We start from the raw sequence: 15,641 nt of genomic DNA on the forward strand, positions 1-15,641 counted from the left end.
CTATAAATTATGCAAGGAAACATCTCAATAATTTTGACATAGGATGTGATTAAAGTGCAAAAGGACAAAAAGTTAATTTTTTATGATATTGCTTTGCTTATTTTATCGTTATATATAGCCCTTCTCCTAAGGTTGGATTTTAAAATTCCTAGGGAATATATGGAGTTTTTTTATTTATCATTTCTCCCTGTAATAATTATTACATTGTTTTTTAATAAGATTTTTCATTTGTATGATAGTATATGGAAGTATGCTTCAATAGAAGAACTTATTTCTATAATATACTCAGTTTCATTATCAAATGTAATCTTTATTTTATATAGTTATTTTATAAGTTATAAAATACTAGAAACTAGATATTTTAGATTTCCCTTTACAGTTCATATAATATTTTGGCTTTTATCAATAGTTTCTTTAGGAGGAACTAGGTTTATAGTTAGATTATTAGAGGAAATGAATATAAATAAGAGCTGTGAAGAAAAGAAAAAGAAGCTTATTATTATAGGGGCTGGTGATGCATCAGCACTTCTTATAAAAGAAATAAAGAAGAGTGACTATCTAAATTATGATATAGTAGGACTTATTGATGACGATTCATCTAAACAAGGAAAGCACATAAGTGGAGTTAAGGTAATTGGTGAGAGAAATGATATAGTTAGAATATGTGCTGAAAATAAAGTGGAAGAAATTATTTTAGCAATGCCTTCTACGGAAATAGAAACAAAGAGAAAAATAATAAATATATGCAAGAATACTTCAGCTAAGTTAAAAACCTTACCAGGTATTTATGAGATAATAGATGGAAAAGTAAATGTGAATAAGATAAGAGATGTAAACATAGAGGATTTACTTGGAAGAGAAGAAGTAAGATTAAATAATAAAGATATAGATAAGTATATAAAGGACAAAGTTATATTAGTAACAGGTGGAGGAGGCTCCATTGGTTCAGAATTATGTAGGCAAATAGCTAAGTTTAATCCAAATAAACTTCTCATAATGGATATATATGAAAATAATGCATATGATTTGCAAATGGAGTTAAATTATAATTATCCTAGTTTAGATAAAGAAGTTTTAATAGCTTCTATAAGAGATGAGGAGAAAATTAAAAGCATATTCGAAGAATATAAACCAGATGTTGTTTTTCATGCAGCGGCTCATAAGCATGTTCCTCTAATGGAAAGTAATCCCGGGGAAGCAATAAAAAATAACGTTATAGGAACTTATAATATTGCAAAATTTAGTCATGTTTATGGAGTTAAGAAATTTGTACAAATAAGTACAGATAAAGCAGTAAATCCTACAAACATAATGGGAGCAACTAAGAGGTTTTGCGAGATAATAATTCAGGCTTTTGATACTATAAGTAATACAGAATATGTAGCTGTAAGATTTGGAAATGTGCTTGGTAGTAATGGTTCAGTTATTCCGCTGTTTAAAAAGCAAATAGCACATGGAGGGCCTGTTACAGTAACACATCCAGAAATAAATAGATATTTTATGACTATACCTGAAGCTGCGCAATTAGTTATACAAGCAGGAAGTATGGCTAATGGCGGAGAGATATTTGTATTAGACATGGGGGAACCTGTTAAAATAGTGGATTTAGCTAAGGATTTAATAAAGCTTTCTGGATATCAACCAGGTTTAGACATAAAAATAGAGTACACAGGATTAAGACCAGGAGAAAAGCTATATGAAGAACTACTAATAGATGAAGTAGCTTTAACATCTACTGAACATGATAAAATATTCGTAGAAAAGCCTACAGGCAATAATATTGAGTTTGTAGAAAAATCAATTGAAGAATTTAAAGAAGTAATTTATAAGAGTAAAGAAGAAATATTTAAGCTTATGGAAGAAAAGGTTCCGACTTATAAAAGAAAGAAAAATAACTAAAAGTAGTAGAAAAGGAGAGAAGAATATGAAGGTTGATTTATTAGATTTAAAGGTGCAGTATCATAATATTCAGGAGGAAGTTGACAAAGCTATAAAAGAGGTGTTAGAAAGCACTCACTTTATCATGGGACCTAATGTAAAGGAATTTGAAAAGGAAGCATCAGAATTTACGGGAGTAAAACATGCATTAGGAGTTGCTAATGGAACAGATGCTATAATGCTTATATTAAGAGCATTAGGAGTAGGACCTGGAGATGAAGTTATAACTACTCCATATACATTCTTTGCATCAGCAGAAACTACTTCAGTTTTAGGGGCTACACCTGTATTTGCAGATATAGATAAAAATACTTTATGTATAGACCCTGAAAGTATAGAAAAGAAAATAACCGATAAGACAAAGGCAATTATACCAGTTCACATATTTGGACAGATGTGTGATATGGATAAAATAATGGAAATAAGCAAAAAATATAATATACCTGTAATAGAAGATGCTTGTCAGGCAATTGGAGCTGAATACAAGGGTAAAAAAGCAGGTTCTATCGGTATAGCAGGAACATATTCATTCTTTCCTACAAAAAATTTAGGATGCTACGGTGATGGAGGAATGGTTGTAACTAATGATGATGAATTAGCAGAAAACATAAGAATGCTTAGAGTTCATGGCGCTAGGGCGAAATATCGTCATGAGGCTATAGGATATAACAGCAGATTAGATGAAATACAGGCAGCAGTTTTAAGAGTTAAATTAAATTACTTAAATCAGTGGAGTTCAAATAGATATGAAAGAGCTCAAGTATATCATGAACTATTAAAGGATACTGATATAGTAGTTCCATTTGAAGATAAAAATTGCAAGCAAGTATATCATCAATATGTAATAAGATGTGAAAAAAGAGATGAACTTGCAAAATACTTAAATGAAAAAGGAATAGGAAATGCAATATATTATCCAATACCAGTTCATCTTTTAGAAGTTTATAAAAGCCTAGGATATAAAGAAGGGGATTTACCTGTATCTGACAAAGCTTGTGAAAAAGCATTGGCATTACCTATGTTCCCAGAACTTACAAGAGAACAGCAGGAATATGTAGTAAATTGCATAAAAGAGTTTTATAAAAACAATTAATATTTAAGGATGTATTAAAATGAAGGTTTTGATTATTTCTCATATGTATCCTTCAACTTTTAACCCAATGGCTGGAATTTTTGTTCACGAGCAAGTTAAGGCTTTAATAAATAATGGATGTGAAGTAAAAGTGGTAAGCCCAGTACCCTGGGCCCCTTTTCCTTTACAATATTTAAATAAGAAGTGGAAATTATATTCTGAAATTCCTAACAAAGCTTATTTAGAAGGCGTAGAAGTATATTATCCAAGGTATATAGAGTTCCCTAGGGGATTTTTATTTCATCAATCTGGGAAATTTATGTTTAATGGCATAAAAGATACTATAGCTGAGATATATAAAGAATTTAAATTTGATGTTATTCACAGCCATGTAGCTCTTCCAGATGGGTATTCAGGAATGCTTGCAAATAAAGAATATAAAGTCCCACATGTAGTAACTGTACATGGCCAAGACTTTCAACAAACTTTACATAAGAATGAAGAAACTAAAAAGGCGCTTTTTAAGGTTTTAAATTCAGTAGATAGTATTGTAGTTGTTAGTAATAAGTTGAAAAATATAGTTAAGGAATTCGAATTTTCATCTAAGATAACTGTAGTTCATAATGGTATAAGTAAAAAATATATTGATTCTTATAGTGAAAAACATACTAACAAGGATTATATAGAAATTTTAAGTGTTTCTAATCTTATACCTATTAAGGGATTAGAGTTTAATATTAAGGCAGTTAGTGAACTTGTTAAAAAGTATCCTAATTTAATTTACACAATAGTAGGAGACGGTGCCTTAAGAGATGAATTAAAGGATTTAGTTAAGGAATTAAATATAGAAAAAAATGTTGCATTTATAGGAAGAGTTAAACATGAAAAAGTATTTGACTATATAAAGAAATGTGATATATTTTCATTACCAAGTTATAATGAAGGTTTTGGAGTTGCATACATAGAGGCTATGTCGCAAGGTAAGCCTATTATAGGGGTTAAGGGTCAAGGAATAGAAGATATTATAATAAATGGCGAAAATGGATTTTTAGTTAATCCTAAAAATAATGAGGAAATTTATAATATACTTGAAATTCTTATAAAAGATAAAGATAAGAGAAATCAAGTTGGACAAAATGCTAGAAAGTATGTAGAAGAAAATTTAACTTGGGATATAAATGCAGATAAAATGATCAATATGTATAATAATCATTTAAGAGTACCAAAAATATAACACATATATTATTTAAAATATATATTATAAAAAAATTTGACCATATTACATGCAAAGTGTATAATTTTATGTGGTTATTTAAATTTACAAACCTAGGAGGTTCAAAACATGTCACAATTAAGAGATATGCTTATAGAAAAATTAGAAAATAAAACAGCAAAACTCGGAGTAGTGGGACTCGGATATGTAGGATTACCACTAGCAGTAGAAAAAGCTAAGGCAGGATATGAAGTAATAGGTTTTGATGTTCAAGATAAAAAAGTAGAAATGGTTAATGAAGGACACAACTATATAGGAGATGTTGTGGATGCTGACTTAAAGAAGATAATAGACGAAGGAAAGTTAAAAGCAACAACTGATTTTAGTTTTGTAGCAGAAGTAGATGCAGTATCCATTGCAGTACCAACTCCACTTGATTTATATAAACAGCCAGATTTATCATATGTGGTAAGCTCTGCAAAAAGTATAGCAAAATACTTACATAAGGGAATGCTTATAGTACTTGAAAGTACTACATATCCAGGAACAACTGAAGAAGTGTTAAGACCAATACTTGAAGAAACAGGATTAAAATGTGGAGAAGACTTTTTCTTAGCATTTTCACCAGAAAGAGTAGATCCAGGTAATAAACAGTTTAAAACTAAAAACACTCCAAAGGTTGTGGGTGGATGTACTCCAGATTGTACAGAAGTAGCAGCTGTATTATACAAAAATGTATTAGAGGGAGAAATACATACAGTATCCTCACCAGCGGTTGCAGAAATGGAAAAAATACTTGAAAATACATTTAGAAATATAAACATAGCACTTGTGAATGAAATAGCTATGCTATGTAATAAAATGAAGATAGATGTATGGGAAGTTATAGATGCAGCAAAGACAAAGCCATATGGTTTTATGCCATTCTATCCAGGTCCAGGATTAGGTGGACACTGTATACCACTAGATCCATTTTACTTAGAATGGAAAGCTAAAGAATATGATTTCCATACAAGACTTATAGAAACTTCTGGAGACATAAATGATAGAATGCCAGAATTCGTAGTAGATAATGTTATGAAGTTATTAAATAAGGACAAGAAATCCATGAATGGAGCAAAAGTACTTTTAATGGGAGTAGCTTATAAAAATGATATAGATGATATGAGAGAATCTCCAGCATTAAAGGTAATAGAGCACTTAGAAAAGCATGGAGCAGACGTAATAATTTGTGATTCATATGTTCCAGAATTTGAGCATAAGAATAACAAATATTACTCAGTAGATTGGAAAGAAGTTATAGATGAATCTGATATAGTGGTTATAACTACAAATCATAGCAATATAGATTACGAAACTTTAGTAGAGAAAGCTAAGATTGTATATGATACTAGAAATGCTACTAAAGAAGTTAAAAATAATAGAGAAAAAATTTATAAATTATAAGATAAAACTTAGTTTAGATGGAGCAAAAACTCCATCTAAAATTTAATGGAATAAATTTATAAGAGTAAATTTAAGGGATAGGCCTATTATGGCTTATCCTAATTTATAATTAAGGTAAGAGGTGTTTTTGGTGAAAAAGTTAAAATTTGCAATTATTGGTTGCGGAAGAATTTCATATAAACATGTGGAAGCGCTATTAAATAATAAAGAAGAAGCAATGCTTGTAGCTACTTGCGATGTAGATAAGGAAAAGGCAGAAGCTAAAGCACAAGAATACATAAAAGGAATGAATACTACAGTAAATGTAGGAATTTACGTTGATTATAAAGAAATGCTAGAAAAAGAAGATATAGATGTTGTAGCTATTGCTACAGAAAGTGGATATCATCCTGAGATAACTATATATTGTATGAACAAGGGTAAACACGCAATTGTTGAAAAGCCTATGGCACTTTCTATAGAAGATTCAGACGCTATGATAAAGTGTGCTAGAGAAAATAATGTAAAGCTTTGTATAAGTCATCAAAATAGATTTAATGAGCCTATACAAAAATTAAGAGAAGCTGTAGATGCAGGAAGATTTGGAAGACTTATTAATGGTACTGCAAGAATACTATGGAATAGAAATATGGGTTATTATACACAAGCTCCTTGGAGAGGTACGTGGGCACTTGACGGTGGTACATTAATGAATCAATGCATACATAATATAGATTTATTACAATGGATGATGGGTGGAGAAATAGATACTGTATATGCTCAGTGTGATACTTTCTTAAGAGATATAGAAGCAGAGGATTTTGGAGCAATTATTATAAGATTTAAAAATGGTTCTATTGGAATAATAGAAGGAACTGCTTGTGTATATCCAAAAAATCTTGAAGAAACATTAAGCATATTTGGTGAAGCAGGAACAGTAAGTATAGGCGGTCTTGCTGTAAATAAAATCGAAAACTGGAGATTTGCTGATGGCAAAGACAGCGAAGAGGAAATATTAAAAGAGCATGGAGAAGATCCAGATTCAGTTTATGGTTTTGGCCACACTGCACTTTATAAGGATGTTTTAGATGCTATTAATAACAACAGAGAACCACTTATAAATGGAGAAGCAGGTAAAATAGGAATGTCTATAATACTTGCTGCTTATAAGTCAAGACTTACAGGAATGCCTGTGAAATTCCCATTAGAAAACTTTTCTACAATGGACATGGTAAATGTAGATAAACTTCATAAGTAATAGTTTAATAAGTAGGGGAGAAAGAGATATGAATTATATATCCGAAACTGCTAATTTAGGTAAAAATGTTACTGTGGGAAAATTTGTAGTGATAGAAGATGAGGTTACTATAGGAGATAACTGCATTATTGCAAATAATGTAGTTATTCATAAAGGTACTAAAATAGGTAATAACGTAAGAATTGATGATAATACTGTAATAGGAAAAGAACCTATGAGATCTGTAAACAGTATATTTAAAGATGAGAAGAAACTACCTCCAGCAAAAGTATCAGATGAGTGTCTAATTGGAGCAGGAGTTATAATATACTGCGGATGTGAAATAGGTGAAAAGACACTTATTGCAGATACAGCTGTAGTAAGAGAAGATGTAACCATAGGATCAAAAACTATAATAGGCAGAGGAACTACGATAGAAAACTTCTGTACAGTTGGCTCTAATTGTAAAATACAGACCAATGTTTATTTAACAGCTTATTCAAAAGTTGAGGACTATGTGTTTATAGCACCTTGTGTAACCACATCAAATGATAATTATGCTGCTCGTTCAAAAGAAAGATTTGGTAAGTTTAAGGGCGTTACTGTTAAAAAAGGTGGTAGAATAGGAGCAGGTTCTGTTATTTTACCAGGAAAAGTTATTCATGAAGATGGATTTGCAGCAGCAGGCAGCGTAGTGACTAAAGATGTAGATAAAGAGGCTATAGTGGCTGGAAATCCAGCTAAATATTTAAGACAAGTGCCAGAAGATCAACTTCTTAAAAATCAATAATACCTATGAGGTGTAATTAATGAAAATATGTATGTTAACATCAGGACACGATGTTTTTGATAACAGAATATATTATAAGGAAATACTATCCTTAAAAAAGGTATATGATGAAATATATATTGTAGCTCCAGGAGAAAAGGACTTTGTTACGGAAGATGGAGTTATAGTAAAATGCTTTGAAAAGAGAAAAAACTGGCATGATAGAATACGACCTATGAATGACATGTTTAAAATAGCAAAGGAAATAAAGGCTCATGTTTACCATGCTCATGAGCCTGACTCCTTTCAAGTAGCTATTAAGTTAAAAAAAGAGCTAGGATCAAAAGCCATTTATGATTCCCATGAATATCATCCAGAAGGCTTTGCAGAGCATTTTAAATTAGGAAAAGGAATTGTAGAAAAAGCTATATATACCTACGAAAAAAGTTTAGGAAAAAATGCAGATTATATTATATCTGTAAATGAAATTTTAATAAATAAATTTAAAAAGTATAATGAAAATGTAGTTCTCTTACCTAATTATCCTGTATTAAATGAAGAAGTAGAAAAAGATTATAATGAAAAACCTACATTCATTTATGTAGGAGGGTTAAGAGAAGATAGAGGAATATTTAAAACCCTACAAGCTATAAAAAAGGTAAATGAAGATTGTAAGTACATATTTGTAGGTCCATTTGAAACAGAGGACTTTAAAAATAAATGTGAAAATTATTTAAAGGAAGAATTGAAAAATAAAGATGTAACCTTTGTTGGCAAGGTACCTCATGTAAAAGTATTTGATTATTTAAAAAAAGCTCATGCAGGTTTTGTTTTACTTCAGCCGGATAATTGGAGATACGTTAATTCTGAACCAATAAAATTATTTGAGTACATGATAAGTAAAACTGCAGTAATAGGAAGTAACTTTGAAATGATGGAAAAAATAGTCAAAAATCCAGATAGCGGTGTTTTAGCAGATCCTTCATCAGAAGATGATATAGCAAGAGCTATTACAAAGATAGCTGCGGATCTAGAAGCTGCAAAACGTATGGGGAATATAGGATATCATAAGGTATGTAAGTCCTATAATTGGAACGTATGTGAAAAAAGATTGCTAGAAGCTTATAAAAGCTTAGAGTAAATTTGGAGGTAGTATGTCTGAAGTAAAAAAGGATATGAAAACTGCAGCTAAGTACAGTATAATTATTACGATTATATTGGTAATTAGTAAAATGACAGGTTTTTTAAGGGAGTTTATAGTTGCTATACAATTAGGAGCAACTAGGGAATCGGATATATTTAAGGTTGCAAGTACTATGCCACAGGTGTTTTTTAGTGCTGTGGCAGCGGCACTTGTTACCACATTTATTCCTATATTCTCTAATGTTAAATCTAATAAGGATGAGGCAAATAAGCTTTTTAATAATGTACTAAATATAATAACTATTTTATGTGTATTTTTAACGATTATAGGAATAATAGTTTCGCCTCAATTGGTAAAGTTATTTGCTGGAGGAATTAAGGGACAGGACTTTTTATTAACAGTTGATATGACAAGAATAATGATGCCATCTATAATATTTTTAGGGATGAGTGGATTATATACAGGATATTTGCAGTCCTATGGAAAGTTTATTCAGCCTTCTTTAACTGGAATTGTAGCTAATATAGTTATAATAATAGGTCTAATAGTATTTTATAAATATTATGGCATAACTGCTGCAATAGTTTCAGTATTTGTAGGAGCAATAGCACAAGCTTTAACTCAAAGACCTTTTATGGGAAATGATTATAAGTATAAATTTTATATAGATATTAAAGACCCTAATGTAAGAAAGATGCTTACATTAGCTGTACCTATTTTAATAAGCAGTGCAGTATCTCAAATAAATCTTATGGTATCTAAAAATTTTGCATCTAATTTGGTACCAGGAAGTATTTCAGTAATAGATTATGCAAGTAAATTTAGTACTATAATAAATCAGGTATTTATTGTAGCTATAACTACAGTATTATATCCAAAGCTTACGGAAAAATATGCTATGCAAGATTATAAGGGCTTTAGAGAACTTTTTGTTAAGTCTGTAAATATGGTAGTACTTGTTACCATTCCACTAATTTTTGGACTAGTAGCTTTAAGTGAACCTATAATTAAAGTGATTTTAGAACATGGAAAATTTGATAGTAATGCTACTGAAATTACGTCCGTATGCCTTAAATATTTAGCATTTTCTGCTTTTGGCTATTCGTTAATGGATATTTTAGGGAAAGTATTTTTTGCTATGAAAAATACTTTTGTGCCTATGATAAATGGATTTATATTAGTTGTGGTAAATATATTATTTGTAGTTATACTAGCACCTGTTATGGGGGTAAATGGTATAGCTTTAGCTACTACTTTATCTGTAACTATTTTAGCTTTAATATTATTTATTGAACTTAAGGCAAGAATTAAAGAAGTAAGTTATCTTAAAATTTCCATGAATTTTATAAAGATGGCTATATCAGGGTTCGTCATGTATGAAGCAGTAGTTTTAACTTATAATATGCTTTATAGGTTAATGCCTCAAAGTAATTTATTTATAATATCAAATATAATAATTTGTACTATAATTGGTGCATTCATATATGTAATTATGCTAATAATATTAAGGGTTGATGAAATAAAAGGATTATTAAAAAATAAAAAATTAAAATAAGAATTAGGGGAGATAAATAATGATTAAAAAGAATATAAGGTATGTTATATATACCATAATCATTATAATATTGATTTCAATATCAGCATTTTATAAAATGAATTTTTATGAAAGTTATTCAGGAGAAAAGCAATTACCTCCTGAATTAAAAGATAAAACTATAGTAAGATTATGGATGAAAAAAAGCATTATATCTCCTACCAGATCTTATCAAATAGAAAAGTTTAATAATACTAATAAGGACAATATACATATAATATTCTCCGAATATAAAGAGGATTATTACAATGCTTTAAGAACCACCCTTGCATCAGGCCAGGGACCAGATATATTTGAATATGGTTTTAATGCTTTAATGAAGAATGATCAAATTGCATATTTAGATGAAATAAATATGGATCTTAATAAAGTGAATAAGGATAACATTGTATACTACAAGGATAAGCCGTTAGGTATTAAACTTATGGAAAATAACGTAAAGTTTATTTGGAACAAAGAAATATTTAAAAAAGCTGGACTAGATCCTAATAAGCCTCCAAAAAATTGGGGCGAATTGATAGAGTACTCTAATAAGATTAAAAATAAGTTTCCAGATATTACAACCTTTGCATTTCCATTTAAGGAATATGAAGATATGAATATCGCTATAGGGGAACCTAGTGTAAATTCGGGTTCAATTTATACAACCTTTTGGAATTATAAAGAGGGAAAGTATGACTTTAGTTATGCAAAAGATATATTAAATATATATAGGGAGTTATATTCAAAAAATATATTAGAGGAAGATTTTGATAAGAAATCTAAAAATCAATTGAGATCTGAGTTTTATCAAGAAAATATAGCAATGATGATAAGTACTTATGAGGACAAAGCGTATTTTTCTAATATATTACCTTTAGGTTTTGAAGTAGGAGTTTCAAACTTAATGCAAGTTGATGAAAAAAATAAAAATAAATATTACTTTACAAATAACTCAAATTTTTTAGTTTTAAATAAAGCTTCTATAGAAAAAACAAAGGATGATACAGAGCAAAGCATACAGGAAAAAACAAAAAAAGCAGAGGCTGTAAAAAAGGTATATGAGTATTTAGTAAGTAATGAAGTGAATAATGAAATTTTACAAACAAAAAATGCATTGCCTATTAACGTTAATAATACTACCATAAGCAATGATGTTTATTCAGGATACAATGATGTTAATGATTTTTCTAATCAAAGGTTAGATCCTACTATATTTTTAAGTAGAAATTCAAGATATGAGTTGAATTTGGTTTTAGATGCTATAAAATCTAAAAGTAGTGTGGAAAGCGTTATTGAAGGTTTAAATAATCAATACAAAAAATATTATGATTTTGCCATAGATAAAGAAAAATTTGATTTTCAATATTATAAAATGAAATAATAGGAAAACTGAGATTGGAGAAGTGAAGTAAATGGAAACATATATAAATTACTTCAAAAATACAATTAAGGATTATTATAAAGTAATAGTAGGATGTTTTTTAGTTTCTTTCATAGTATCAATTATACTAATGAAAAGTATAGGAATAGGCACTAGTTTGATGCTATTTGCTGCTTTGTTTCTATTGCTATTAGATATAATATTAATGAAAAAGGATAAAAAACTATCTATATTGATGTTCATACTGTTTTTGCCAATTTATACAACAGTAAGAAGAGTAGTGTACTTTGATATACTTTTTTTTAGAGTTACCTTTGAAACAATTTATGTATTAGTATTGTTTATATTTAGTTTTAAAGATATAAAAATTAAGATTGTGAGTTATTATAAAAATGATAAAAGAAACTTTAATTTTATTGTTTTAGTACTGACCTTTTTAATCTTCTGTATTAATAGTAGCTTTTTTTCTCCAGATTTAATGAAGGGATTAAGTGAGGTATATATAGGTGTAGCAACACCTATAATGTTCTTATTAAGCTTTATAGCTTATTTTAACAAGGAAGATAAAGAAAGAGTATTTTATGCTTTAATATTAGCATTAAGTTTTAGCTGTGTGTATGGTTACTTGCAGTTATTTAGCAGAGGAATTTCTCTATCAGCCATAAAAAGTAATAGAATTTACTTAACTTATGGTTTCCATAACGTTAATATTTTTGCAGGCATAATTCTTACAGTGTTTCCTCTTTTATTAGAATTAGTGTTATATAAAAAGAACAGCTTTAAAAAACAAGTATTTTTAAGTCTTATGCTTTTGAACTATATTTTAGCTATAATATTAACCTTTAGTAGGGGAGCATGGTTATGTTTATTAATTACTATATTTATAGCGTTACTAAGTAAAAAGTATATAAAGATTTTATACATAGGATTAATACCATTTGTGGTTGGATTTAAGCCAATATTTTCTTATATAATGCATAGAGGAACAACTACATCATTTTTACAAAATGAATCAGCGGTGGCTAGATTGCAATCTATATTTACTGATTTAGTAATTATGCTTAAATACCCCTTTGGAATAGGGGGAGGTAATTTTCCAGTTGCATATAAAAAGTTTTCTTTTCAGGGATATTTAGCAATGCCTGAAAATATAAGATTTAATGCAACAGTTGCACATTATCCTTTAGAACATGCTCACAATATTTTATTGCAAATTGGGGTAGAATTTGGAATAATTTCCTTAATAATATTTATAGCTATTATATTGAATAGATTAATAGTTTGTTTTAAAAATTATTCATATAATAGGGCAATGATTAATTCAGTAGCTATATATATTATATTTTCTACTTTAACAGGAAATGAATTTAATCATAAAGGTGTAATAACAGGAACTCTTGTGATATTTATAATTTTTGGTTTAATTTCTATACTTAACGAAGAAAGTGAAAGCTTAAAAAACTAATTTTAAATTATAGGAGAGGTTTACATGAATAATAATAACCTTACAGTTTCTATAGTAATTCCTTGCAGAAACGAAGAAAATTATATAAAAAAGTGTTTGGACTCCTTTATAAATCAATCCTATTCTAAAGAGTTATATGAAATACTTGTTTGTGATGGTATGTCAAAGGATAAAACAAGAGAAATTATAAAAGATTATATGAAGGAACATTCAAATATAAAGATTATAGATAATGAAGGATTATCAGCACCTAAAGGAATGAATAAAGGAATAAACTATAGCAAAGCTGATGTAATAATAATATTTGGCGCTCACGCATATGCAGATAAGGACTTTATAAAAGAAAATGTAAATGCTCTTGTTAAAAATAAAGAAATAGGGTGTGTTGGCGGACCCATAGAAACTATTAATGAAGATAACAAAGGGACAGCTATTTCTGCGGCAATGAGTTCTCCCTTTGGTGTTGGAAATGCCTTGTTTAGATATGCTAAGGAAGAAATGTTTGTTGATACAGTTGCATTTGGATGCTACTTTAAAAAGGTATTAAATAAAATAGGATATTTTGATGATGAGCTTGTAAGAAATCAAGATGACGAATTAAATTTTAGGGTAATAAAAAATGGATATAAAATATTATTATCACCTAAGATAAAATCTTATTATTACAGCAGATCTTCTTTAAAAAAGCTATGGAAACAATATTATCAGTATGGATTTTGGAAAGTAAGGGTAATGCAAAAACATGGAAGGCCGGCATCCATAAGACATCTAATTCCAGCATTATTTGTTATTACAAATATACTAGGAATAGGGCTAGGATTATTTTATAAATGGATACTTTATTTATGGTTTCTAGAAATATTTTTATATTTAATAGGAGACATTATATTTTCATCAAAGCTTATAAAAAATAATAAAAGTATATTTCCATATATATTCTTAATATTTCCTATTCTTCATTTAAGCTATGGTTTAGGTTTCGTAAATGGAATATTCAACTTTTATATATTTAAATCTAAGAAATCCATTGAAAAAAATACAAAAATGTCGAGATAAATATAAGAAGCACACAGATATTGAAAATTTACAATACCTTGTGTGCTTAATTTGTGTATAATATATAGGGAGACATCTCAATAAATGGAGATGTGCTGAAAGGAGAATAAAAATGGAAACAAGCACTAGATTCTTAAGCTTTTTATTATACATATATATGATTTTACTACCCATTATTCCAAGCAAGTTTAAAATAAGCAATATTCCTTTTAATGGAGACGTATTAGTAGCTTTGCTTATAGTTTCTTATTTAATTATGATAGTGATATTTAAAACTGTAAGAAATAGATTTGTAAATGGATTAAAAGACTTTTTTTCGAATTATTTGACTATATTTATATCTTTATTGATATTTATAATGTTTATTTCTATATCTTACGCTACAGATAAAAAAGTAGCATTGAGTGAAAGTATAAGATTTAGTACTTATGGAGCATTATTTTTTATAATAAAGTATGAATTAAATAATAAGTATATTTCAAATAATATACTAAAGCTATATATTTATATAGTTACTTTAGTAAGTACTATAGGCATATTTGAATATATACTAGGTATAGGATTTATACAAAAGAGTGAGCATGGAATAAGAACTAGAATTTTTTCTACCTTAGAAAACTCTAATAATTTAGGTGCTTTTATGCTAATGGGATTCTTCCCAATAATAATGCTAATGTTAAATGAAAAAGAAAAAAGAAGAAAAATATATCTAGGAATAGTAAGTTTATTAACGTTTATGAACATAATATTAAGCTTTTCAAGAAATGCTTGGCTAGGATTAGCAATAGGAAGTGTAATATTATCTTTAACTTATAGTTGGAAGATAATATTAGGTATGGGTGGACTAGGAGTTATAGCATTATTAATTCCACAAATAAGCAATAGATTACTAGAATTTACTGATAGAAGTCAAAATTTATCTAGAATAAAGTTATGGGATATTGCATTTATGATGATTAAAGATCATCCATTGACTGGAGTTGGCAATGGGAATTATAGAGTTATGTATGATATATATAAGCTAAAGTACAAAAAGAAAATAGAGTATTATCCAACAGATAATTTTCATACACATAATGTTTTTTTAAAGATACAATGTGAATTGGGATTATTTGGAACCATGGCTTTCGTAGGGGTAATTGTAAGTATAGTTGCTAATGTGGTGAAATTTATAAAAAAGGTTGATACTAAATTTTATAAGGTATTTTACACTGGATTTTTGGCTTCAATTATAGCGTTTATATTTATGAATGTTATAGATAACTTTTTTTCCGCCCCTAAAGTAATAGCTTTTTTTTGGATTTTAGTAGCTAATTTTGAAGGAATATTATATAAGAATCAAGAGAATTAGAGGAAGATAATTAC

General features: G+C 28.6%; 12 protein-coding genes. All 12 read left to right on the forward strand.

Features of this window, described 5'->3' with window-relative positions:
* Positions 1 to 54: 54 nt before the first annotated feature.
* The 12 genes from CRN98_RS03295 to CRN98_RS03350 all read left to right on the forward strand — a co-directional run bounded on the left by CRN98_RS03295 (position 55) and on the right by CRN98_RS03350 (position 15,627).
* Positions 55 to 1,899 (forward strand): polysaccharide biosynthesis protein, encoded by a 1,845-nt coding sequence (locus CRN98_RS03295; protein WP_097026006.1) that lies wholly within the window; start codon positions 55 to 57, stop codon positions 1,897 to 1,899.
* A gap of 25 nt (positions 1,900 to 1,924) precedes the next feature.
* Complete coding sequence (locus tag CRN98_RS03300; protein ID WP_097026007.1) at positions 1,925 to 3,031, forward strand: DegT/DnrJ/EryC1/StrS family aminotransferase; 1,107 nt, start codon at positions 1,925 to 1,927, stop codon at positions 3,029 to 3,031.
* A 19-nt stretch (positions 3,032 to 3,050) separates the two neighbouring features.
* The gene (locus CRN98_RS03305) at positions 3,051 to 4,244 is read left to right on the forward strand and encodes a glycosyltransferase (RefSeq protein WP_097026008.1); all 1,194 of its coding nucleotides are present in this window, start codon (positions 3,051 to 3,053) and stop codon (positions 4,242 to 4,244) included.
* A 108-nt stretch (positions 4,245 to 4,352) separates the two neighbouring features.
* Positions 4,353 to 5,669 (forward strand): nucleotide sugar dehydrogenase, encoded by a 1,317-nt coding sequence (locus CRN98_RS03310; RefSeq protein ID WP_097026009.1) that lies wholly within the window; start codon positions 4,353 to 4,355, stop codon positions 5,667 to 5,669.
* 130 nt (positions 5,670 to 5,799) lie between these two features.
* Entirely contained in the window at positions 5,800 to 6,906 is a 1,107-nt protein-coding gene (locus tag CRN98_RS03315) for a Gfo/Idh/MocA family protein (protein WP_097026010.1), read from the forward strand.
* A gap of 28 nt (positions 6,907 to 6,934) precedes the next feature.
* Entirely contained in the window at positions 6,935 to 7,675 is a 741-nt protein-coding gene (locus CRN98_RS03320; protein ID WP_097026011.1) for an N-acetyltransferase, read from the forward strand.
* 19 nt (positions 7,676 to 7,694) lie between these two features.
* Positions 7,695 to 8,795, forward strand: a complete 1,101-nt coding sequence (locus CRN98_RS03325) for a glycosyltransferase family 4 protein (RefSeq protein ID WP_097026012.1) — start codon at positions 7,695 to 7,697, stop codon at positions 8,793 to 8,795.
* Between the two features lie 13 nt (positions 8,796 to 8,808).
* Complete coding sequence (murJ, locus tag CRN98_RS03330) at positions 8,809 to 10,353, forward strand: murein biosynthesis integral membrane protein MurJ (RefSeq protein ID WP_097026013.1); 1,545 nt, start codon at positions 8,809 to 8,811, stop codon at positions 10,351 to 10,353.
* A gap of 19 nt (positions 10,354 to 10,372) precedes the next feature.
* Positions 10,373 to 11,755: an ABC transporter substrate-binding protein gene (locus CRN98_RS03335; protein ID WP_097026014.1), complete on the forward strand. Its 1,383-nt coding sequence runs from the start codon at positions 10,373 to 10,375 to the stop codon at positions 11,753 to 11,755.
* A 31-nt stretch (positions 11,756 to 11,786) separates the two neighbouring features.
* Positions 11,787 to 13,220 carry an O-antigen ligase family protein gene (locus tag CRN98_RS03340; RefSeq protein WP_097026015.1) on the forward strand — a complete coding sequence of 478 codons (1,434 nt, stop codon included), beginning with the start codon at positions 11,787 to 11,789 and terminating at the stop codon, positions 13,218 to 13,220.
* 24 nt (positions 13,221 to 13,244) lie between these two features.
* Positions 13,245 to 14,276, forward strand: a complete 1,032-nt coding sequence (locus CRN98_RS03345) for a glycosyltransferase family 2 protein (protein ID WP_097026016.1) — start codon at positions 13,245 to 13,247, stop codon at positions 14,274 to 14,276.
* Between the two features lie 112 nt (positions 14,277 to 14,388).
* Complete coding sequence (locus CRN98_RS03350) at positions 14,389 to 15,627, forward strand: O-antigen ligase family protein (protein WP_097026017.1); 1,239 nt, start codon at positions 14,389 to 14,391, stop codon at positions 15,625 to 15,627.
* Positions 15,628 to 15,641 lie beyond the last annotated feature (14 nt).

Source organism: Clostridium peptidivorans, from assembly GCF_900205925.1.
GTDB classification, from domain to species: domain Bacteria; phylum Bacillota; class Clostridia; order Clostridiales; family Clostridiaceae; genus Clostridium_AK; species Clostridium_AK peptidivorans.